Consider the following 21,864-nt stretch of genomic DNA (forward strand, 5'->3'; position numbering starts at 1 on the left):
GGCCCGACCCACGGTGCCGGCCGTCCCCGTCGCGTCGGCGAACGCCCACGACGTCCCATCGATTGACCGGGAGAAGAAGTTGACCGCGCTTGCTGAGTTCGACACGGCACGGGCCAGGCTGATCGACCACCCCCTCTATGCGCAGATCTCCACCGAGGAGCGGCTGCGGATCTTCATGAAGCACCACGTCTTCGCCGTCTGGGACTTCTTCACCCTGCTCAAGCGCCTACAGACCGAGGTGACCTCGGTGACCCTGCCCTGGCGACCCCGGAGGCACGCCGAGCACGGCCGGTTCATCCTGGAGATCGTCCTGGCCGAGGAGACCGACGAGGACATCGGCGGGGGTCACGTCAGCCACTTCGAGCTGTACCGACGGGCCATGGACGAGGTCGGCGCCGACACCGCGCCGATCGACGGGTTCCTCGCCGCACTCGACGACGGTGTCAGCCCGATGGCGGCGCTCAAGGACGAGCGGATCCCGCCGAGTGTCCGCGACTTCGTCGGCCACACCCTCACCGTGGCGCTGGACGGCGCACCGCACGAGGTGGCGTCGTCGTTCTGCCACGGCCGGGAGAACCTGCTGCCCGACGTCTTCTCGGCGGTCCGCGCCAACGTCGACGACGTACTCGCCAACGCGCCGGTGTTCCGTCACTACCTCGACCGCCACATCGCCCTCGACCACGACGAACACGGGCCGCTCGCACTGCGGCTGCTCGCCGCGCTCTGCGACGGGGACCCGCAGCGTGAGGCCGAGGCCACCGCCGTCAGCATCGCGGCGATCAGGGCACGCATCGGCCTCTGGGACGGGGTGCTCGCGGAGTTCGACGCAGTTCGTTGATCGATCACGTCCCGCCGGACCGCCGGTCAGGGTCGGGACCTGGGTGCCCGGACGCCTCGACCAGACCAGCGGCCGGTGACCCCCGAATGCCGAGAGAGAGTGGATTCCCGAGATGCCTACGTTGTGCAAGCCGTCGGTGGGTGTACCGGAACACGTCGTCACGATGGAAGAGACCCTGGAATTCGCCAGGACGGTCCACGCCGGCAACCCGCAGCTTCCGCTCGCGCTCCGACTGATCGGGAACACCGGGGTACGCAAGCGGCACATCGTGCAGCCGATCGAGCAGGCGCTGCGCCACCCGGGTTTCGAGGAGCGCAACCGGATCTACGAGATCGAGTCCAAGAAACGCTGTCCGGGCGTCATCGAGCAGGCCCTGGCACACGCCGGGGTGACCGCGCGGGACATCGACGCGATCATCTACGTGTCGTGCACCGGCTTCATGATGCCGTCGCTGACCGCCTGGTTGATCAACACGATGGGCTTCCGACCGGACACCCGGCAGCTCCCGATCGCGCAGCTGGGCTGCGCGGCCGGTGGGACGGCGATCAACCGGGCGCACGACTTCTGCACCGCGTACCCCGAGGGCAACGTGCTGATCGTCTCCTGTGAGCTCTGCTCGCTCTGCTACCAACCCACCGACGACGGGGTCGGTTCGCTGCTGTCCGACGGGCTGTTCGGCGACGCCGTGGCGGCCGCCGTGGTGCGGGGCCACGGTGGCACCGGCATCACGCTGGAACGCAACGCCTCCTACCTGATCCCGGACACCGAGGACTGGATCTCCTACGCCGTCCGGTCCACCGGATTCCACTTCCAGCTGGATCGCCGGGTGCCCGGCACGATGGAACCCCTCGCCCCGGTGCTGCGCCGCTTCACCGACGGCCACGGCTGGGACGTCGGCAACCTCGACTTCTACCTCATCCACGCCGGCGGTCCGCGTATCCTGGACGACCTCGCCAAGTTCCTCGACGTCGACCGGGAGATGTTCCGGCACAGCTGGGCGACCCTGACCGAGTACGGCAACATCGCCAGCGCGGTCGTCCTCGACGCCGCCCGCCGGCTCTTCGACGAGGACCCGCCGTCCCCGGGCGACCACGGGATCATCGCGGCCTTCGGCCCCGGCATCACCGCCGAGATGGCGGTGGGCAGCTGGAGCACCGACACCCACGCGGCCCTGGACCTGGCGCCCCCCGCCGCGGTTCCGCACCGCGACCCGGAACTGGTCTAGGGAGAGGGGACCATCGCATGACCGGCCTCATCGTCCCACCCGGCGAGGGACGCAAGCTGATCACCAAGGCACAGGAGGTCACCTTCAAGGTGACCGGGGCACACGGCTCGGCCACGTCGATCTTCGAGGTGGTGGTGCCACCCGGCTTCGACGTCGGGGCGCACACCCATCACCACGCGCAGGAGTTCTTCTACGTCCTCGACGGCCGACTCGACCTGCTGGCGTTCGAACCCACCACCCGCACCCCGGACGGGTGGCAGGACTGGGCGTCCGCCGACGGGGACCGGGTGGTGACGGCGGGTCCGGGTAGCTGCATGTTCGTCCCGGCCGGCTGCCCGCACGCGTTCCGCAACTCCACCGACGAGCCGGCGCGGATGCTGTTCCAGAGTCATCCGTCGCCCGACCACGAGCACTACTTCGAGGAGATCGTGGAGATCTTCTCCGCAGGGAGATCGGTGGACCCCGACGCCGTGCAGCGACTGCGCGACAGGTACGACGTCGACCAGATCACCCCCCTGCGCTACGGCCTCCCGGCCCTGACCGGCACCAACGGCAATCCGGCGTAGTGGGGAGATGAGAGTGGACGCGATTCCTCTGGTCCGACCGAGTCTGGGCGAGCGGGAACTGGCCGCGGTCGCGCAGGTGTTCTCCTCGGGCTGGCCGGCCGGCCAGGGGCCGAGCGGCAAGGCACTGGAAGCCGACCTCACCCGCCGGTACGGCGTGGCCGACGCGGTCGCGGTCAGCAACTGCGGTGCCGCCCTGCACCTGGCACTGCTCGCCCTCGGCGTCACCGAGGGGGACGAGGTGATCGTCGCCGACTACACCTTCCCCGCGCCCGCCCACGCCGCCCGCTACGTCGGCGCCACCCCGGTCTTCGCCGACGTACGCCCCGACACCGGCACCGTCGACCCGGAGGCCGTCGCCGCTCTGATCGGCCCCCGTACCGTAGGCGTCATCGCCGTGGACACCCTCGGCCTGCCGGCGGACTACGACGAGCTGAACGACCTCACCCGACGTCACGGGCTGTTCCTCGTCGAGGACGCCGCCTGCGCCATCGGCGCCACCTACCGCGGTCGACCCGCCGGTGCCCTGGCCCCCGTGGCGTGCCTGTCCTTCCACGGACGCAAGGGCATCACCAGCGGTGAGGGCGGCGCCCTGCTCACCACCGATCCCGCCCTCGCCGTCGACGCGCGCCTGCGCTCCTCGTTCGGCATCGGCAGCATCTTCGACCAGGCCCAGGTCGTCGGCCTCCCCATTCCCGAGTTCACCGAGATCGGCTACAACTACAAACTCTCCGACATCGCGGCGGCGATCCTCCAGGTGCAGCTCACCCGCGTCGAGGAACTCCTCGACCGCCGCCGTGCCGTCGCCGCGCACTACGCCCACCGGCTCGCCGACGAGGACCTCGTCACCCTGCCGCACGTACCCGACGACCGCAGCCATGCCTGGCAGTCCTACCTGGTCACCCTGCATCCGGACGTCGACCGCGCCACCGTCGCCACCGCCCTGCGCACGCACGGCATCGGCTGTGGTCACGGCACCTGGGCCAGCCACCGACAACCCGTCTACGCCAGCAGCCAGCACTGCCCCGTCTCCGCCGACCTCGCCCGGCGCAACCTGGCCATCCCGATGCACGCCGAACTCACCCCCGACCAGGTGGAACGGGTCGTGGCGACCCTGCGCACCGCGCTGCACACCCGGACCCGGGCGGGAGCGGCGTGAACACCCGTCCACCCGTCGTGGAGCACCGGGCCGCCGGTCCGGCAGTCGGGACGACCGTGGGCACCGAGGCGATCGACGCCGTGCTGCGGCGGTTCTTCGTCGACCGCCGGGCGGAGGCCGACGCGATCGGGCCGGGCTTCGCCACCGCCGTCGCCGAGCTGGAGGGTCACGTGTTGCGCGGCGGCAAACGCGTACGGCCGACCTTCGCCTGGCTGGGGTGGATCGGTGCCGGCGGCGACGAGGCCGGCCCCACCGCGGAGGCGGTACGTCACACCTGTGCCGCGCTCGAACTGCTCCACGCGTCGGCGCTGATTCACGACGACATCATCGACGCCTCACCGACCCGCCGCGGTCACCCCGCCGCGCACGTGGCCTTCGCCGAACACCACCGCCACCACGGCTGGCCGGGTGACGCGGAGTCGTTCGGCACCGGCAGCGCCATCCTCGCCGGGGACCTGGCCCAGGGCTGGGCCGACGACATGATCCGCGACGCCGGCCTCCCGGCCGACGCGTACGAACGGGTCGGCCCCGTCTGGTCGGCCATGCGCACCGAGGTCCTGGCCGGCCAACTGCTCGACCTGTGGGCCGAGGCCGGCAACGACGAGGAGGTCGACTCGGCGTTACGGATCGACAGGTACAAGACGGCCGCCTACACGGTGGAGCGCCCGCTGCACATCGGCGCGGCTGTCGCCGGCGCGGGCGCCGGTCTCGTCGCCGCGTACCGCGCCTTCGGCGTCGACATCGGCATCGCCTTCCAGTTGCGTGACGACCTGCTGGGGGTCTTCGGCGACCCGAAGTTGACCGGTAAGCCGTCCGGCGACGATCTGCGCGAGGGCAAGCGGACGGTGCTCCTCGCGACGGCCCTGCGGTACGCCGACGACCGCGATCCGGCCGCTGCGGCCTACCTCCGGGCCAGGATCGGCACCAGTCTCACGGCCGACGAACTGCGCAGCATACGGGGCATCTTCACCGACATCGGCGCGGTCGACCACGTCGAGCGGGACATCACCCGCCGCACCGGGCGGGCCCTCGCCGTGCTGGAGGCCAGCGACGCCACGTCCCACGGTCGTCGTGGGCTCGCCGCGATGGCGGTCAGCGCGACGCAACGACGCTGGTGAGCGGGTTCGACACCGCTCGACGCCGCCGCCCGGCGACCAGGCGGGGCGGCACGTCGCGCACCGCCACCGCCACATAGACGCACGGTGTTACGTTGAAGCCGTCCACTGACGACGGTTGGGGGTACGCATGGCGGAGACTGCCGGGCGGGTGCTACCGGTCTACCTGGTGGCGGACGAGTCCGTCTCCATGACACCGGTGGTGGGTGAGCTGAACGCCGGGCTCCAGTCGCTGCACGACGCCCTGCTGCGCGAGCCCCTCGCCGCAGCCAAGGTCAGGTTTTCGATCATCGGCTTCTCCGACGACGTGATCGTCCACTCGGCCCTGTCCGACCTGCGCAACGAGACGGCGCTGCCGCAGTTGTCGGTGCGCGCCGGGACCGCCTACGGCGTCGCGTTCAGTCTGCTGGTCGACCGGATCCCGGCCGACGTACGGGCCCTCAAGCGGGAGGGCTTCGCGGTGCACCGGCCTGCGGTGTTCTTCCTCAGCGACGGGCAGCCGACCGACCCGGGCCAGTGGGAGCCGGTCTACGCCGAGTTGACCGACCGGGAGCGCACCCCGACCGCACCGAACATCATCGCGTGCGGCATCGGTGAGGCGCGGGCCGAGACGATCCTGCACGTGGCGACCCGGCCGGAGTTCGCGTTCGTGGCCACGCCGGGGGTGGAGGTGGGCTTCGCGATCGCCGAGTTCTGCACCGCGCTGACCCGCAGCGTCATCAGGTCGGGGCAGGCGGTCGGGGGCGACACCGCAGAGCTGGTCGTGGAGCGGCCGGACAGCTTCCGGATGGCCGTGGACGTGGTGTGAGCTTCGACTGGGTGCCGCCGCTGATCGGGGTGCCGGGTCCGCAGGTGCCGTCCCGCGCCCCGCAGACGCAGCCGTACCGGCCGGACACCGTGGCCGACGGCTGGGCGGCTGCCGGTTTCGAGGTACGGGCGGCCTCGGTGCGCGGACCCGGCCACCGGGCGTCCGGCGTACCCCGGCAGGACGACTTCGCGCTGGCCACGGCGGCCGGTTCGGTGATCGCCGTGGTCGCCGACGGGGTCTCCAACGCCCCGCTGTCCCACCTGGGCGCGACCATGGTGTGCCGGACGGTCGTCGACTACCTGCAACGCGCCGACGACCCCGTCGACTGGCACGACCTGCTGCGCTGCGCGGGCTGGGCGCTCGTCGAGTACGCCGGGCGGCAACTGGGCGAGACCGATCCGCAGCGGGCCGAGACGCTGCTGGCCAGCACCGTGGTCGTCGCCCTGGTCCGCCCGGACGGCCCCGGACGGGCGGTCGCCCATCTGGTCCGGGTCGGCGACTCGGCCGCCTGGCGGCTGCGCGACGGCGGGTGGGAGCCGCTGTTCACCGACCCCGCCGACCCGCAGGACGAACTGCTCCCGGACGGCGTCGCCGCCCTGCCCCGGGTGCCCGCCGAGGTCGACCCGGTGGCGGTGACGCTCGACGCCGACGACGTGCTGGTGCTGGCCACCGACGGCTTCGCCGAGCCGCTCGGCCCCGGCACCGGGGACCTCGGGCGGCTGTTCGGCGACGCGCTGACCACGCCGCCCGCGATGACCCGACTCGCCTGGATGCTCGACTTCACCGGCGGGTCGTGGGACGACGACCGCACCGTGCTGGCCGTCTGGCCGGTGCCGCCCGAGCCGTCATGACCGGCCCGCTGCCGCCCGAGGTGAGCCTGTCGGCTCTCGGCCCGCGTACCCGCATCGGCACCGGCGGCCAGGGCACCGTCTACGCCCTCACCGAGGACCCCCGCTGGGTCTACAAGGAGTACGCGACCCGGTTCGTCGACGACGTCGACGTCACCACGTTGAACCGCTTCGTCCGGCTCGCCGCCGGGGCCGGCCCGGATGCGGAGACGCTGCTCGGTCTCGCCGCCTGGCCCACCGCGATCGTCCGCAAGGAGGGCGTGGTCCGGGGGTTCCTGATGCCACGGGTACCCGACCGGTTCCGGGTCCGCATCCAACTGCCGCGCGGGCCGGACACCGTCCTGGCCCAGGTGCAGTACCTGTTGAACAGTGACGACTACCTGCTCGACCGGGGGCTGCACGTCGACGACCGGATGCGCCTGGAACTGCTGCGGGACACCGGCGAGGCGCTGACCCTGCTGCACCGGCTCGGCGTCTGCGTCGGCGACCTGTCACCTAACAACCTGCTGTTCAGCCTCGACTCCCGGCCCCGGTGCTACTTCATCGACTGCGACGCGATGCGGCTCGACGGGGACTCGGTGCTGGCGCAGGCCGAAACCCCCGAGTGGCACGTGCCGGACGCGGACGCCGAGGAACTGGCCACGCCCGCCACCGACGCGTACAAGTTCGGGCTGCTCGCGGTACGCCTGTTCGCCGGTGACCAGCAGACCCGTGACCCGCAGGCGGCCCGGCCCCGGCTCGACCGGCACCTGGTCACCCTCGCCGGCCGGAGCCTGGACCCCGCCCCGCACCTGCGACCCGCCCCGCAGCAGTGGTCGGACGCCCTGGAGCGGAGCATCCGCCGCACCCCGCCGACGCCACCGCCGCAACGGGCCGCCACCGCCCCGACCGGCCCGGAGCCGACCCGCCCTGCCGCCGTCCGCCCCGACCCGGTCCGCCGCGTCGTCCCCGCGTCCGCGATGGCCGTTGCCCGACCGGCCGGCCGGGGTTGGGGTCTGGCCGTCGCGGCACTGGCCGCGGTCGCGGTGCTGGCCGGCCTGCTCAGTGGCAACGACGACTCCCCGGGCAGGCCATACCCGACCAGGCCGGTTCTCCCGACGGGACTTCTCGGGCAGCCGTCCTATCCCCCGTTGCCGACGGGGATCCCGGGTCTGACCCGGCCCACCGGCGGTGCGGCCGGGGCGACCCGGTATCCCGGCCTGCCCCTGCGGACCGGGCTCGACCTGGAGAAGCTCCTTCCGCTGGCCAGGCCCTGTCTCTTCACCGACGTCAGGGTGGGCAGTGGTCTGAACCGGACGTCCACCCGGACGAAGTCCTCGGTCACCGCCGTCCGTGGCTTCCTGTGCGGGATCAACACCGACTCACCACGCCTGGACGACCGCAGCCGGACCCAGCTCGCCCGGGCCGCCACCCTGACGAAGAACGGCCCGTTCCCCGTCGCGACGATCATCGGCATCCGTACCGCGACCGACGGCAACCCTCAGGTCAACGTGGTGTTCGACCCGGACGGTGCCGGCTCGTCGTCCGGCTGCTGGCGCTCCCGGCTGTCGCTCGTCACCGACGACGACGGGTACGGTGTCGGCTCGCTCTCCGCGCCGACCCGGTCGTACTGCCCGTGACCGCTGGCACCCTTGTGCAGCAGGTCGTTGACGGCGGCAGCGGTGGACGGCGGTAGCGGACGCCCCTGCTCGACCGGGAAGCCCAGCTCGGCGACCAGGCCACGGTGCCGCAGGTCGACGGTCGCCTCCACGAGGTCGGCGAACAGGCCCGCCGCCGACCGGGCCCGCCGCCAGGAGACGACACCGACGGTCACGCCGAGCACCGCCGCCGGCCACCACCACGGGGTCAGCGCGAGACAGAGCACCGCCCAGCCGGCCCAGGCGACGGCCCGGTCGAGCCGGTCCCGCGCCTGCAGCACGTCGGTGCGTCCCTCGGGGGTGAGCAGCAGCCACAGGCGCGGCCAGATCAGGCCCAGGCGCAGGCCGTACTGCGCGGCCACCCGGTCGTCGGCGAGCCGGATCCGGTCGCCGATCCAGGTGGGTCGGGCCGGCAGGTACACCGCCGGAACGACCCGTGCCCGTGCGGTGAACCGGCGCTCGGCGGCGGCCCGCCGACGGGCGGTCAACGCGGTCGCCAGCCGGCGGGCCGGGCCGGCCCAGGTGCCCAGCCAGACGAGGCGGACGGCCCCGGCGGCCGCCTGGGCGCAGCCGGCGGCCACCGCCGCGGCCGCGACGACGAGCGCCCCGACCACCAGGGCCAGGCCGACCCGCTCCCGCAGGTGGTCGACCGCGTCGGCGGCGGCGAGCGCCGCCCCGCGCACGTCGAAGACGGCATCACGCCCCGGTAGCACGGCGAAGGCGGCCACCGCGAGCCACAGCAGGGCCGGGCCGAGCGCCCGGGTCAGCCAGCGGTCGTTGATCCGCCGTCCGACCTCGCCCAGCAGCACCTCGATCATGGCTCGGACCGGTACGTCATCGCCGTGTCGGCGAGCGCGCAGTGGGGCACCCGCCCCCGGTCGTCGCGGTGGGCCCGACGCGAGCAGCGGCGCAGCGGGCAGCGGTAGTCGCCGTCGAGCACCACCGGCGCGAGACCCTCCAGCCGGGCGCCCTCGGCGTGGTCCGGCGGGCCGACGCCGATGCTGCGCTCGGTCTCGGTCCCGGTCGCCCAGCCGAGCTGCCGGCAGACCTCCACCACCGGCCTGCCGGCGGCCAGCTCGTCGAGGAGCTCGTCGAGCAGGTCGCTCCACGCCCCCGCCTCCGCGCGTTCACGCAGGGTCGGCACGGCGGCGCACAACTCGGCCAGCAGGCGGCTCTGCTCCATGTACGACACTCCCGTCGGTTGACGCCCGAGCTGCCGTCGAATCTACTGAGCCGGTGCCATCGCCCGAGCGGTCCATCGATGCGGTGGACGCGCTCATCGCCGCCTACAACGACAGTGGTGACGAGTCGCTGCTGGTCCGGGCCGAGGGCGTGGCGCGGGACCTGCTCGCGGCGGACCCGTCCCGGGTGGACGCGCTCGCCGCGCTCTCCACCGTCCTGATGCTGCGGGGCCGCGCCTCGGACCCGAAGCAGCTCGACGCCGCGGTGGCCGCCGCCGGGAGGGCCACGGCGTTGACCCCCTCCGACGATCCGTGGTGGGCGTACGTCAACGCCCAGCTCGCCATGGTCGTCGGCTTCCGGTTCGAACAGCGGCGCGAGGTGTCGGACCTGTCCATGGCGAAGCGGCACGCGGACGTCGCGGTGGCCGCCGTCGACGCCGACGACCCGCTGCGGATCGACGTGCTGCTCCGCTGCGTGAACGTGTACCGGCTCAGTTTCGAGAGGTTGGGCCAGCTGGCGGACATCGACACGGCCGTCCGGCTCGGCCGGGAGGTGCACCGCTCGACCGACCCGGACCACGTGCTCACCGCCCACCAGCTGCTGGCGCTCTGCCTGGTCACCCGGTTCGCCCGGACCGGTAGCCCGGGGGACGTCGACGAGGCGATCGCGCACTGCCGCCGCGGCCTGGCCACCATTCCCGCACGGCACATCGACCGGGCCGCCCTCAACGGTGTGCTGGCCATCGCGCTGATGCAACGCTGGGTGAGCCTGGACGGCGACGACGACGCCGACCTGCGCGAGGCGGTCCGGGTCAGCCGGCAGGTCGTCGCCGACCTGCCGAGCATCGGCACGGTCCGTGCGCAACTGCTGGCCACCCACGGCGTCCTGCTGGTCATGCACGGCCTCAGCAGCAACTCGTCGGTGCACCTGGACGAGGCGATCCGCAGCTCCCGGGAGGCCGCCGACGCGCCGACGGCCGGCACCCAACGGGCCGGTCACCTGGTCAGCCTGGCCCACTCGCTGCTCGTCCGGGCGCGGATGAGCAGCGACCCGGCCGGGGTCAGCGACGCCGTCGACACCGGCATGGCCGCGCTGGCCGGATTCTCCCCCGGCCATCCGGACCGGGCGCGGGCCCTCAACGTGCTCGGCACGGCACTGCGGACGCGCTACCTGATCGGTCGGGACCCGGCCGATCTCGACGCCGCGGTCGGCATGTGGCGGTCGGCGGCGGCCTCCCGGGCAGGTGCCGTCGGAATCCGGATGACCGCGGCCCGCACCTGGGCGCAGACCGCCGCCGAGGCCGGTGACGCCGAGCTGGCCCTGGAGGCGTACGGCACCGCCGTGGGTCTGCTGCCGCTGCTCGCCTGGCGGGGTCTGGACCGTACCGTGCAGGAGAAACGGCTGGCCGCGGTGTCCGGCCTGGCCGGTGACGCGGCTGCCTGGGCCATCGCCGCCGGGCAGCCGCACCGCGCGGTGGAGCTGCTGGAGCAGGGCCGTCAGGTGCTGTGGTCGCAGGCCCTGCAGAACCGCAGCGACCTGTCCGAGCTGGCCGCGGTCGCACCCGCGCTCGCCGGGGAACTCGACCGGACCCGTCGGGAGCTGGACGGAACCGGGGCGTCCCCGGTCGTCGAGCTGCCGGTCCGTCCCGGCTGGGAGCTGGGCCGCGACCTGCTTGCCGGCGCGCTGGGTGGACCGCACCACGCCGGGACCGAGGACGCCGGTCACCGTCGCCGGTTGGCGGAACGCTGGGAGCAGCTCGCGGCCGAGGCCCGCCGCCTGCCGGGCTTCGAGAACTTCCTGCACCCGCCGTCGTTCGCCGCCCTCCAGCCGGCCTGCGCGGGCGGGGCGGCGGTGCTGGTCAACACGTCCCGTTGGCGCAGCGACGCGATCATCGTCACCGCCGACGGGGTACGCGCCGTGCCGTTGCCGTGGCTGTCCCACGACACCGCGCAGCGTCGGGCCGTGGCGTTCCTCGATGTGCAGCGGGCGGTGGAGAAGGGCGGCGGGCCGGTCGAGCGGGCCGCGCTGCGCCAGACGCTGGTGTACCTGCAGCGGTGGCTCTGGGACACCGTCGGCGAGTCCGTCTGCGCGGCCCTCGACGACATCCTCGGTGGCGGTCCGGACCGGCGGCACCGGGTGTGGTGGTGCCCGACCGGGCCGTTGACGATGCTGCCGCTGCACGCCGCCGGCCGGTTCGGCGCGAGCGCCCCGCTCGCCGCGAGACGCCGGATCTCGGTCGCCGCCCGCTGCGTGTCGTCGTACACCCCGAGCCTGTCAGCGCTGCTGCGCGCCCGCGCCACCCCGACGCCGGACGGGGCGCCGCAGGCGTTCGCGGTGGGGCTCGGCACCCTGCCCGGCCAGGCGCCGCTGCCCGCGGTCAGCGACGAGCTGCGCGCGGTCAGCTCGCACGTGCCCGGCCTGCGGGTGCTCTCCGGCCGCAGCGCCACCGTCGAGGGCGTGCTGACCGCGCTCGAACAGCACAGTTGGGCGCATTTCGCCTGCCACGGCGACCAGGACTTCAAGCGGCCCAGCGCCGCCGCCCTCCGCCTGGTCGACGGCAAGCTCAGCGTCCTGGACCTGGCCGGCCGGCTCGCCATGCGCAGCAGGTCGGCCGGCGGTTGCGACCTGGCCTACCTGTCCGCGTGCCGCACCGCGGCCGGTGGTCGGGACCTGCCCGACGAGGGCATCCACCTCACCGCGGCGTTGCAGATGGCCGGCTTCCGGCACGTCATCGGCAGCCAGTGGGCGGTCTCCGACCGGGTGGCGGCCCAGGTCGCCGACGACGTCTACGCCGGACTGAAGGCGGGGGGCCGCCTGGACGCCGACGGTGCGGCCGTCGCGCTGGACCGGGCCATCGACCGGGTACGGCGTGCGCACCCGGACCGTCCGGAGGTGTGGGCGGCGCTGATCCACACCGGTCCGTAGCAGTCCCGGGCCGGCCGGTCACCCCGTCCGGCCGGGATGGCCGATGCCGGGGAGCCGGACCGTGACCGTGAGACCTCCGTCGGGGCGGGCGACGAGGTCGAGGGTTCCGGCGTGGGCGCGGACGATGCTGTGCACGATGGCCAGGCCGAGTCCGAAGCCGGCGTGTTCGTCGGTGCGGACCCGTTCCGTGCCGCGTTGGAACGGCTCGGTGAAGGTCGGTACCAGCTCGGGCGGGAGCCGGCGACCGGTGTTCTCGATCCGTAGCAGGCAGTTGTCGCCGGACGCCCCGGTGTGGACCGTCACGGTGCCGCCGGTGGGCAGGTTGTGGACGACGGCGTTCTGCACGAGGTTAGTCACCATCCGCAGCAGGAGTTCGGCGGAGCCGCTGGTCCGGGCCGCCCCGCCGGTGACCTCCAGGGTGGTCCGACGTCGCTCGGCGAGCTGGAGCAGCGTCTCGGCGGCCTCCTCGGCGAGCAGGGACAGGTCGACGTCGGTACGGGCGAAGGTGCCCCGGTCGCCGTGGCCGAGCAGCAGCAGCGCCTCGGTGAGGTCGATCGCCCGCTGGTTGACGGCGTGCAGCCGGTCGAGGAGTTCGGCCGGCCCGGCGTCGGGGTCCCGGCGGGCGACGTCGAGCAGGGTACGGGAGATCGCCAGCGGGGTACGCAGTTCGTGCGAGGCGTTCGCGGCGAACCGCTGCTGCTCGGCGACGTGGGATTCGAGTCGTGCGAGCATCGAGTCGAACGCGTCGGAAAGTTCCCGGAACTCGTCCCGACGGCCCTCCAGCCGGACCCGGTGGGACAGCGACCCGGCCGCCGCCACCCGGGTGGCGTGGGTGATGCGGGTCAGCGGCGCGAGCATCCGGCCGGCCAGGACCCAGCCGCCCAGCAGGCCGAAGACCAGCAGGATCGCCAGCACCTGGACCGCTCGCGGGGCGAACGCGCGCAGCAGGTCGAAGCGGTCCGGCACGAACATGACGGGGGTGGGGGGAAGGGACCCGTCGGGTGCCGGCGCGGGCGGGGCGTCGATCACCTCGGGCACGTACCGCAGCAGGAACACCCACACGGTGACCAGGAGCAGGCCACCGGCCAGCATGACGAACCCGGCGTAGCTGAGGGTCAGTTTGAGCCGGACGCTCAGACCGGGCGCCCTAGCCACGGCCGTCTCCCGGGTGTCCGGTGTCGATGCGGTAGCCGACGCCGGGCACGGTGGCGATGATCCACGGCTCGCCGAGCCGTTTGCGCAGGGTGGAGACGGTGATCCGGACGGCGTTGGTGAACGGGTTGGCGTTGACGTCCCAGGCCCGTTCCAGCAGTTCCTCGGCGCTGACGACCCCGCCCTCGGCGGCGACGAGGACCTCCAGCACGGCGAACTGCTTGCGGGTCAGCGCGACGTGGCGTCCGTCGCGGAAGACCTCCCGGCGGAACGGGTCGACCCGCAGGCCGGCGGTCTCGCGGACCGGGGGCCGGGCGTGCCCGCGCCTGCGGTCGAGCGCCCTGATCCGGAGCACGAGTTCCCGCAGGTCGAACGGTTTGGTCAGGTAGTCGTCGGCGCCGAGCTGGAAGCCGGACGCCTTGTCGTCGATCCGGTCGGCGGCGGTGAGCATGAGGATCGGCATGCCGCTGCCGGAGGCGACGACCTGTCGGGCGACCTCGTCGCCGGAGGGGCCGGGGATGTCGCGGTCGAGGATCGCCAGGTCGTAGTGGTTGAGGGCGAGCAGTTCCAGGGCCGTGTCGCCGTCGGGGGCGATGTCGGCGGCGATCGCCTCCAGCCGCAGGCCGTCCCGGACGGCCTCGGCCAGGAACGGCTCGTCCTCCACGATCAGTACGCGCACGGCGGCAGCCTATGGCCGGCGGGCGGCGGCACCGCCGCGCTCGTGCCGGCCCCGGGTCGCCGGTGCCGGCGCGGGACGGGGCGGCACCCTGCCCGGGGTACGCCACCAGCGGCGTGAGGCGAGCGCGGCCAGCCCGGCGCCGACGGTGTTGACCAGCACGTCGTCCACCGACGACACCCGGTCCAGCCACAGCGCGTACTGTGCGGTCTCGATCAGGACCGAGCAGCCGGCACCGAGCGCCAGGACCCGCGGCACCGACGCCAGCGCCGGGAACCGAACCGGGGCGAAGAATCCCAGCGCCGCGAGGACCAGCAGGTTGCCGCCGATCCCGATCGGCCCCATCGTGACCAGGTCCCGCAGCGGGACCAGACTCACCCGGCCGGGGGCGACGCCCGGCGCGGCTCCCGGCATCAGGGTCATCCACACGAACGGCACCGTCCCGTAGACCATTCCCACCTCGGCCAGCGACCTGCGCCACGCCGAGGTGACGCCGGCGGCCCGCCGCAGCCGTGCCAGCGCCCACCCCACCAGGGCCGCCACCGGCAGGCCCACCAGGGTCATGAGCACCACCCCGTTGAACGTGTCGTAGCAGCCGTGCCACCGTCCGGCCAGACACGTCGGGGCGGACATCAGCAGTGGCCGCCGTACGGTGAACGCCGCGCCCGCCAGCCCGAGGACAGCCAGGCCGGCGGGCACGACGGTCCGGGTCGGGAAATCCAACCGGATCACTCAGCCACCGCCGCCGGGCGGGCCGACCGGCGCTCCGGTGACGGCCTCGGCCTCCCGCAGGCAGATGTCCAGCATGGGTATGCCGTCGGTGTTGCCGAGGATGACGCCGACCCACCCGGTGTCCGGGTAGATGCTCCAGTTCGCGCCGATGCCGCCGGCCCCGCCGCCCCGGCCGATCACCCACTGGCCGTTGACGATGCTCACCGGCATCGTGTACCCCTCGTACGCCGTGGGCACCGGGCCCGGGAGCTTGGCCCCGGCGAACAGGTCGGCGTACGGCCGGTCGAGCAGCGTGCCGTCGCGCAGCGCCTCGGCGAACCGGACCAGGTCCGGTGCGGTGGCGAAGCCGTCGCCCGAGGCGTACCCGATGAAGGCCCGGCCCGGGTTGCGGCCCAGGATGTTCGGGTCGAGGCTGCCCCTGTCCAGGTTGCGGACGGCGTCGACCAGGCTGCCATCGGCCTGCCGCAGGTAGGGGTGTGCGATGTGCTCGTCGGTGAGCCACTGGTCCCTGGTGTAGAACGCCGAGCCGGTCATCCGGCAGCGCCCGAACACGTGCTCGTGCACGTAGTCCCAGAACGTCGTGCCGGACACGGCCTCCACGACCTGCGCGGCCATGGCCAGGCCGACGCCCCCACCGGGAAGGTGGCCGTTGGACCCGGTGCCGGGCACCCCCGTCAGCGTCGCCTGCCGGACCCACTGCTCGTGGTACCCGTGCACCTCCTCCCGGCTGTGGAAGACGCGTTGCCAGTCCGGCATCGGGGCGTCCAGGCCGGAGGTGTTGGTGAGCAGGTGGTGGATGGTCACCTGCTCGGCGATCGGAGCGGCGAGCCCGGTCAGGTAGCTGCCCACCGGGTCGGCCAGCCCCACCCTGCCCTGCTGCACCAGTTGGAGGATGGCCACCGACAGGAAGGGCTGGCTGCCCGAGGAGAGGTTGAAGGCGGTGCCCTCGTGGTTGCGGACCTGCCGCTCCCGGTCGGCCATGCCGTAGCTGCGGGACAGCACCGTCCGGCCCCGGTGGGACAGCAGCACCACGCCCGAGAACCTGCCCTCGGCGGCCAGCTGGGCCACGTACCGGTCGTAGGCCCCGCCGGGCCGGGTGTCCGGCAGGGCCCGGTCGCGCCCGGACGGGCCGGTGCGGGCCGGTCGGGCGTGGCCGGTGCCGGCAGCCGCCAACGGCCCGCCCGCCGCCACCAGGCCTGCGGCGGCCATTGCACCCCAGGTGACCAACCGCCGCCGGTCGATACCCCGTGCGGTATCCGAATGCATGGTCACGCCCCTTGTTCCGTCGACGAATCGTGCGCTGAGAGTGCTGCGGTCCGGTCCATCCCCGGATTCAAGGCGCACGGACGTTGCGGTGGCGTATGGGTTTTCCGATACGCCCGCGATAACGGCCCTGCCGTTCCGGCAGGGCCCGTCACCCCGGGACGATGTGTGACCGGCTTCAGTCGGATCCGGTGGAGTCGCCGTCCCGCCTGCGGTCGCGGCAGCCCGGAGGCGGCGGGATCGTCACCGGCGTCCGGCCGGGCCCGCCGGCAGCACCTCGGCGTAGCCACCGCGCCAGTACGCCAGCGGGGAACGCTCGGACCGCACGCCACCACCGACGACCCGGCCGATCATCAGCGTGTGGTCGCCGACCGACACGAGGTCGGTCAACTCGCACTCCGCGTCGGCGACCGTGTCGGCGAGCAGCGGCATCCCGGCGGCCGGGCCCGGGGCCCAGGCGACACGGTCGAACCGGTCGTCCACGGCCGAGGCGAACAACGCCGACACGTCACGGGCGTGCCGACCGAGCATGTTGACCGCGAAGCGTCCGCAGTCCCGCACGGCGGTCAGGGTGGAGCTCTGGCTGCTGACGCTGGAGAGCAGCAGCGGAGGGTCGACCGAGACGCTGCAGAACGCGGAACAGGTGAAGCCACGCGGACGCGCGTACTCGTCGAGGGTCGTGACGACGCAGACCCCGCTGGCGAAGGACGCCATGATGACCCGGAACGTCGCGGGGCACACCGACGGCCGGGGCGTGTCCGGTGCGGAACTCGTCATGATTTCCCTCCCAGGTCCGGGCGCGAGCCGAGGCTGCGCCGATCCACCTTTCCGTTCGCGGTCCTCGGCAGTGCCTCCACCGCGTGCAACCGATCGATGATCATGTATGACGGAAGCCGTTCGGCGCACCAACGGCGCACGTCGAGGGACGACAGCCGCACACCGGAGGCGGGGACGACGAAGGCGTGCAGTGCCCGGTCGAGTCCGTCACCACAGGCCACCACCGCGACCTCCTCGACGCCCGGAAGGGTGGCGATCGCGTTCTCGATCTCTCCGAGTTCGATCCGGTGGCCCCGCACCTTGACCTGCTGGTCCCGCCGGCCGACGTAGTGCAGCAGGCCGTCGGCGTCCTGCCGGCCGAGGTCACCGGTGTGGTAGGCGCCCTGTTGGGGAGGCCGCCCCCAGTAACCGAGCATCACCGTCGGACCGGTTACGACGATCTCACCGGTGCCGTCCCCCGCCGGGTCGACGATGCGCACCTCGTTGCCGGCGCTCGCCGTACCTATCGGCAGTGGTCGCTCGACGTCGACGTCGAGTTCGGTGACCTCGTACGAGGTGCACACGTTGGTCTCGGTCGGCCCGTACCAGTTCCAGAACCGTACCGTCGGCCAGGCCCGCCTCAGCCGGGCCAGATCGGGCAGCGGGAACACCTCCCCGGCGAAGATGCACGCGCGCAGGTCCGGGGGTGGACCGCCACGCAGCAGGTCACCGTCGCGCATCATGAGCGTCAGGGCGGACGGCACCGAGTACCAGACGGTGATCCGCCGCTCGCGCAGGAACGCCGTCAGCTGCTCCGGCGAGTACGCCGACCCGGCGGGCACGAGGTGCACCGAAGCACCGGCGGCGAACGCCGCGTACAGGTCGAACACCGACAGGTCGAAGTTGAAGGGGGCGTGGTTGGACAGCCGGTCCCCCGGGCCCACCCCGACCGTGCGGGTGGCCCACCCCACGAACGCCAGAGCGTTGCGGTGGCTGATGCACACGCCCTTCGGGGTGCCGGTCGACCCTGAGGTGTAGAGGATGTACGCCGGGTCGTCAGCGGCGGAGTCGTGCGGCGGCGTGCCGTCGGCAGCATCGCGCAGCAGCTCCGGTCCTTCGGCGACAGCCCGACCGGCGAGCGTGATCTCACCGGCGTCCGCCGCCTGGTGCGGTCCGGTGACGACGAGCGCCGCATCCGCGTCCTTCGCGATGAGCGACACCCGCGATGCCGGGTTGGTGGGGCTCACCGGTACGTAGATCCCCCCCACCCGCAGGACGGCCTGCATGAGCGCGACCGTCTCCACGGTCTTGCCCGCCCAGATGACGACCCGGTCGCCGGGTCCCGTGCCACGCTCCCGCAGGCCGGCGGCGTACCGGTCGGCGAGGCCGGCGAGCTCCCCGTACGAGGTGGGCCCGCCGTCGTCGACGACCGCCACCGCGTCGGGCCGACGCTGCGCCGCCACACCCAGTAGGTCGTGCAGTCTCATAGCTTGAGCTCCCTGGCGATGATCTCGCGTTGGATGTCGGAGGTGCCGGAGAAGATCACCGACGGCACGGTGTCGCGCAGCGTCGCCTCGATCCCCTCGTCCCGCAGGTAGCCACGTGCGCCGAAGAGCCGGACGGCGTCCAGCGCAGCCGCCAGGACGTGTTCGGAGACCGCGAGTTTCGCCATCGCGATCGACAGTGCCGCCGGCTGCCCCCGGTCGATCTCGTCACACGCCCGGTAGAGCAGCAGTCGGGCGCTCTCCACCTGAACCGCCATGTCGGCCAGGCGGTGGGAGACGGCCTGGAAGCGTGACAACGGCCGACCGAACTGGCGACGGTGCGTCACGTGGTCGGTGACCCGGTCGAGGATGCGGTCGGCGAGTCCCAGATAGCCGGCGAACAGGCAGGTGCGTTCCCACGCCATCCCGGTCTGGAAGATCGCGGCACCCTGGCCCGGCGTGCCGAGCACCTGGGCGTCGGGTACGAAGCACCCGGTCAGGCGGAGCGGGCCGGCGGGGCACCCGGCCAGTCCCATCTTGTCGTGTCGCGGGCCGACGCCGACGCCCGCGCTCTGCCGCTCGATGACGAAGGCGCTCAGACCGAGGTGACCCGCGCCCGGATCGGTGGTCGCATAGGTGACGAAGGCGTCGGCCACCGGCCCGTTGCTGACGAAGCTCTTCTCCCCGTCGAGGATCCATCCGTCCGGCACCCGCCGGGCCGTCACGGACAGCCGGGAGACGTCCGAGCCGGCTTCGTTCTCGGTCATGGCGTTGCCCACGACCAGTTCACCGGCGCAGATCGCGGGCAGCAGCCGTGCCCGCAGCGCGGCGTCGCCGAAGTGCAGGATCGGCACCGTGCAGGAGAACAGCTGGGCGCTGGCGCCGAAGACCAGGCCGGTGTCGGCACAACCGCGCCCGAGTGCCTCCACCAGCCGCGCCGTGTCGAGGGCGCCGAGTGCCTCACCGCCGTACTCCGTCGGTACGCACCAGCCGTGCACACCCATGTCGGCGAGGTGCTTCCAACCGTCGGCCCGGTGCGCGTCGGTGCCGATCCCGGACGCCGACGGGAAACGCTCCCGGGCCTGCCCCAGCACCCTGTCGTACCGCTCGGACTGAGCTGGGGACCATCGAAAATCCACGATTCCTCCAGGGCTACTCGGTTCGGGCGGACAGCCCGGCGAGGTCGGTGTCGGCCGGTTCCGGCGGGGGCGACACCGACCGCGCCGCGCCTTCCCGCAGGGTCAGGGCCAGCAGCGGGGCCGCCATCGCGGTGGTGAACAGCGCCATCACCACCATTGCGCTGTAGAGCTGCACCGACAGCAGACCGAGGGAGAAGCCCACGCTCAGGATCACCAACTCGGTGAGACCGCGGGTGTTCATGAGCAGGCCGAGCGCCGTGGCGTCCCGCGCGCTCATTCCGCTCAGCCGGGCGGGTAGCGCGACCCCACCGAGCTTGCCCAGGCACGCCACGGCGATGATGACGCCGGTGAGCAGCAGCGTCGAACCGGTGAACGTGGTCAGGTCGACGGAGAGTCCGGTGACGACGAAGAACACCGGCATGAGCACGAGCCCGACCTGGCGGATCGGCTCGACCGCCTGCCGCAGGACCGCACCGTCGGAGCCACGCGGCATGACGAGGCCGAAGCAGAACGCGCCGAAGATCGCGTGGATACCGATGGCGGAGGTGGCGAACGCCGAGGCGAACACCCCGCCGGCCAGGGCAACCGTCAGGTAGGGGGCCGCCGACGCGGACAGCCGCCGGGCGGCGATCGCCGCCACCGGCCGGACCACCCACACCATGCAGGCGAGATAGACCGCCGACCAGGCGACGACGGAGAGATATCCGCCGAGGCCCGACACCGTCACCAGCGCCACGGAGACGGCGAGCACGCACCACGCGAAGACGTCGTCGGCCGCCGCGAGCGCGAGCGCGAGCACGCCCAGGCTCCTGGACTGCAACCCGTGGTCGACGATGATCCGGGCCAGGACGGGGAACGCCGTGACCGACATGGCGACGCCCAGATAGAGCGCGAAGCCGACGGCCGGTACGCCGTCCCGGCCGACGAGGTCGGTGTGCCGGTAGAGCAGGAGAGCCAGCCCCATGCCGAGCGTCATCGGGAGCGCCAGCGATCCGACCCAGATCAGGACGGCCCGGTTGCGGTGCGCCGCGACCATCGAACGGTCGAACTCCCACCCGATGACGAACATGAACAGCAGCACACCGATCTGCGCCACGACCGTCAGGTAGGGCCGGACGGCCGGTGGGAACAACACGTCGGGCAGGTCCCCGCCGACCAACCCCAGGACACTCGGCCCGAGAACGATGCCGGCGGCCATCTCACCGATGACCGCCGGCTGGCGTAGCCGCCGGGCGAGCCCGACGAAGACGGTGATGACGAGCAGGAGCAGCCCTGCGCCACCGATCGCCACGACGACGTGCCATTCCGTGGGGTTGGCGTCAGCCATCGTTCCGGTTGCTTCCCTGGCGGCCCCGCCGGCACGCGATGACCACGTAGCCCGCGGCCGACAACTGTCCGTAACGCTCGCTCGACTCGATCATCCGGTCGAAGGCCCCGGGCGGCAGGTTGCCGACGAGCTCGGCGCGCGCGTCCCGCATGGCCTGGACGTGCTGGAACAACGACGGCTGTACGTGTTCGCTGACGTCGACCACCTCGATCGGCACGAATCCCGCCGCCGTCACGTCCGCCACGTACTCGTCGATGGTGCTCAGGGTGGCGAGATGGCAGGCGCTGCGGAACTCCGTCACGATCTGCTCCTGTCCGGGCGTCGGCGGGTGGCGCAGCGCGTAGTCGGCGATGACGAAGGAACCGTCCGCCTTCAGCACGCGGGCGATCTCGGCGAGCACCCGGCCCCGGTCCGCCATGTGGTGCAGGGACTCCAACGCGAAGACCGCGTCGTAGCTCGCGGCGGGGAAGGGCAGGTCGGCGGCGTCCGCCGCGACGAAGCGGGCCCGGTCGGCCAGCCCGTACGCGGTGGACACCCGCTGGGCGGCGTCGATCTGCTCCTCGCTGATCGACACTCCGGTGACCGTGAGGTCCCGCGTGGCGGCGAGGCGGATCGCGGGCTTGCCGATGCCGCAACCCACGTCGAGCACCGCGTCGCCGGGTGCCGTCACGAGCCGGCGCAGCACTTCGTCGGTGAGCCGCTCGGTCGCCGCCTCGACGGTGACCGGCTCGTCCGGGTCGTCCCAGTAGCCGAGGTGGAAGTTGTGGTCCCAGGCGCGGGCGTACGGATCACTGATCGAGTCGTAGAAACGTTGGATGGTCTCGGTGGTAGACATCGAACCTCATCTCGCGACGTTGTTCACACGGACCGGACGATTCGCGGCACAGCGTAGGCAGCGGACCCTTGAGCGTCGGTCTATCCAAGGTGGAGGTCCGGCAGGCTCGGCGGTGCCCTCGCCGGGCACACCGAGCCGACCGCCGGTGGGGGTCAGGGGTGCTCCGCGACGCCCCGCCCCGACCGGCCGGAGCCGGTCGG

Annotated in this window: 19 protein-coding genes; 9 read left to right on the top strand and 10 right to left on the bottom strand. The window is 72.8% G+C overall.

Features of this window, described 5'->3' with window-relative positions; all coding sequences use genetic code 11:
- Nucleotides 1-79: 79 nt before the first annotated feature.
- The 8 genes from ACN268_RS20750 to ACN268_RS20785 all read left to right on the top strand — a co-directional run bounded on the left by ACN268_RS20750 (nucleotide 80) and on the right by ACN268_RS20785 (nucleotide 8,175).
- On the top strand, nucleotides 80-838 hold the full coding sequence (locus tag ACN268_RS20750; protein WP_421484623.1) for a DUF3050 domain-containing protein: 759 nt from the start codon (nucleotides 80-82) through the stop codon (nucleotides 836-838).
- Between the two features lie 112 nt (nucleotides 839-950).
- Complete coding sequence (locus tag ACN268_RS20755; RefSeq protein WP_421484624.1) at nucleotides 951-2,063, top strand: type III polyketide synthase; 1,113 nt, start codon at nucleotides 951-953, stop codon at nucleotides 2,061-2,063.
- Between the two features lie 17 nt (nucleotides 2,064-2,080).
- Entirely contained in the window at nucleotides 2,081-2,629 is a 549-nt protein-coding gene (locus tag ACN268_RS20760) for a cupin domain-containing protein (protein WP_421484625.1), read from the top strand.
- Nucleotides 2,630-2,642: 13 nt separating this feature from the next.
- Nucleotides 2,643-3,785 carry a DegT/DnrJ/EryC1/StrS family aminotransferase gene (locus ACN268_RS20765; protein ID WP_421484626.1) on the top strand — a complete coding sequence of 381 codons (1,143 nt, stop codon included), beginning with the start codon at nucleotides 2,643-2,645 and terminating at the stop codon, nucleotides 3,783-3,785.
- Nucleotides 3,782-4,903, top strand: a complete 1,122-nt coding sequence (locus ACN268_RS20770) for a polyprenyl synthetase family protein (RefSeq protein ID WP_421484627.1) — start codon at nucleotides 3,782-3,784, stop codon at nucleotides 4,901-4,903. The genes ACN268_RS20765 and ACN268_RS20770 overlap by 4 nt, the downstream gene beginning before the upstream one ends.
- Nucleotides 4,904-5,030: 127 nt before the next feature.
- A complete protein-coding gene (locus ACN268_RS20775) occupies nucleotides 5,031-5,708 on the top strand; it encodes a vWA domain-containing protein (RefSeq protein WP_088642295.1) in 678 nt (225 codons plus the stop codon).
- Nucleotides 5,705-6,559, top strand: a complete 855-nt coding sequence (locus tag ACN268_RS20780; RefSeq protein ID WP_421484628.1) for a protein phosphatase 2C domain-containing protein — start codon at nucleotides 5,705-5,707, stop codon at nucleotides 6,557-6,559. The genes ACN268_RS20775 and ACN268_RS20780 overlap by 4 nt, the downstream gene beginning before the upstream one ends.
- Entirely contained in the window at nucleotides 6,556-8,175 is a 1,620-nt protein-coding gene (locus ACN268_RS20785) for a hypothetical protein (protein ID WP_421484629.1), read from the top strand. Before ACN268_RS20780 ends, ACN268_RS20785 begins: the two co-directional genes overlap by 4 nt.
- An 832-nt stretch (nucleotides 8,176-9,007) precedes the next feature.
- Here the strand turns inward: ACN268_RS20785 and ACN268_RS20790 are convergent.
- Nucleotides 9,008-9,376: a hypothetical protein gene (locus ACN268_RS20790; protein WP_421484630.1), complete on the bottom strand. Its 369-nt coding sequence runs from the start codon at nucleotides 9,374-9,376 to the stop codon at nucleotides 9,008-9,010.
- Between the two features lie 53 nt (nucleotides 9,377-9,429).
- Here ACN268_RS20790 and ACN268_RS20795 point away from each other — a divergent pair, with 53 nt between their 5' ends.
- Nucleotides 9,430-12,300, top strand: coding sequence for a CHAT domain-containing protein (locus ACN268_RS20795; RefSeq protein ID WP_421484631.1), 2,871 nt, complete (start codon nucleotides 9,430-9,432; stop codon nucleotides 12,298-12,300).
- 18 nt (nucleotides 12,301-12,318) lie between these two features.
- On the opposite strand, the gene ACN268_RS20800 is transcribed toward ACN268_RS20795, so the two are convergent.
- From ACN268_RS20800 to ACN268_RS20840, 9 genes are all read right to left on the bottom strand, one after another.
- Nucleotides 12,319-13,455, bottom strand: coding sequence for a sensor histidine kinase (locus tag ACN268_RS20800; protein ID WP_421484632.1), 1,137 nt, complete (start codon nucleotides 13,453-13,455; stop codon nucleotides 12,319-12,321).
- Nucleotides 13,448-14,131: a response regulator transcription factor gene (locus ACN268_RS20805; protein ID WP_204925374.1), complete on the bottom strand. Its 684-nt coding sequence runs from the start codon at nucleotides 14,129-14,131 to the stop codon at nucleotides 13,448-13,450. Before ACN268_RS20805 ends, ACN268_RS20800 begins: the two co-directional genes overlap by 8 nt.
- Nucleotides 14,132-14,140: 9 nt before the next feature.
- Nucleotides 14,141-14,860, bottom strand: coding sequence for a VanZ family protein (locus ACN268_RS20810; RefSeq protein ID WP_421484633.1), 720 nt, complete (start codon nucleotides 14,858-14,860; stop codon nucleotides 14,141-14,143).
- Nucleotides 14,861-16,069: a serine hydrolase domain-containing protein gene (locus ACN268_RS20815; RefSeq protein ID WP_421484634.1), complete on the bottom strand. Its 1,209-nt coding sequence runs from the start codon at nucleotides 16,067-16,069 to the stop codon at nucleotides 14,861-14,863. It abuts the gene before it with no gap.
- 297 nt (nucleotides 16,070-16,366) lie between these two features.
- Nucleotides 16,367-16,900, bottom strand: coding sequence for a flavin reductase family protein (locus tag ACN268_RS20820; RefSeq protein WP_421484635.1), 534 nt, complete (start codon nucleotides 16,898-16,900; stop codon nucleotides 16,367-16,369).
- Nucleotides 16,897-18,366 (bottom strand): amino acid adenylation domain-containing protein, encoded by a 1,470-nt coding sequence (locus tag ACN268_RS20825; protein ID WP_421484636.1) that lies wholly within the window; start codon nucleotides 18,364-18,366, stop codon nucleotides 16,897-16,899. Before ACN268_RS20825 ends, ACN268_RS20820 begins: the two co-directional genes overlap by 4 nt.
- Nucleotides 18,363-19,502, bottom strand: coding sequence for an acyl-CoA dehydrogenase family protein (locus ACN268_RS20830; protein WP_421484637.1), 1,140 nt, complete (start codon nucleotides 19,500-19,502; stop codon nucleotides 18,363-18,365). Before ACN268_RS20830 ends, ACN268_RS20825 begins: the two co-directional genes overlap by 4 nt.
- A gap of 13 nt (nucleotides 19,503-19,515) precedes the next feature.
- On the bottom strand, nucleotides 19,516-20,829 hold the full coding sequence (locus ACN268_RS20835; protein WP_421484638.1) for a cation:proton antiporter: 1,314 nt from the start codon (nucleotides 20,827-20,829) through the stop codon (nucleotides 19,516-19,518).
- A complete protein-coding gene (locus ACN268_RS20840; protein ID WP_421484639.1) occupies nucleotides 20,822-21,664 on the bottom strand; it encodes an SAM-dependent methyltransferase in 843 nt (280 codons plus the stop codon). The genes ACN268_RS20835 and ACN268_RS20840 overlap by 8 nt, the downstream gene beginning before the upstream one ends.
- Between the last annotated feature and the right edge of the window lie 200 nt (nucleotides 21,665-21,864).

It is taken from the genome of Micromonospora sp. WMMD735 (assembly GCF_049178995.1).
Lineage (GTDB): Bacteria > Actinomycetota > Actinomycetes > Mycobacteriales > Micromonosporaceae > Micromonospora > Micromonospora wenchangensis.